Source organism: Hyphomonas pacifica (assembly GCF_000682675.1).
Classification (GTDB): domain Bacteria; phylum Pseudomonadota; class Alphaproteobacteria; order Caulobacterales; family Hyphomonadaceae; genus Hyphomonas; species Hyphomonas pacifica.
The window spans coordinates 1-233 of sequence record NZ_AWFA01000092.1 but is presented as its reverse complement, the minus strand read 5'-3'; the positions used below and the strand labels follow the sequence as shown (position 1 = coordinate 233).

The following is a 233-nucleotide window of genomic DNA, read 5'->3' as shown; positions in this document are numbered from 1 at the left end:
GCGCGCTCGCCTTCATGGCGGGCTATGGCATGCGGGCCTATCTCATCGCCCAGTCGCTGAACCAGATCGAAAAGGCCTATGGGCCGAACAATGCCATTCTCGACAATTGCCATGTACGCATCGCCTTTGCGACCAATGACGAGCGCACCGCCAAGCGCATATCTGATGCCCTCGGAACAACCACGCAGCAACGCGCGCAGCGCAACTATGCCGGCCATCGCCTCGCGCCCTGG

The 233-nt window shown here is 61.8% G+C and carries 1 protein-coding gene; it reads left to right on the top strand.

All coding sequences use genetic code 11. From position 1 onward, the window contains the following. Positions 1-233 (top strand): TraM recognition domain-containing protein (locus HY2_RS16480; protein ID WP_155836570.1); only part of this gene is annotated, 233 nt, incomplete at both ends.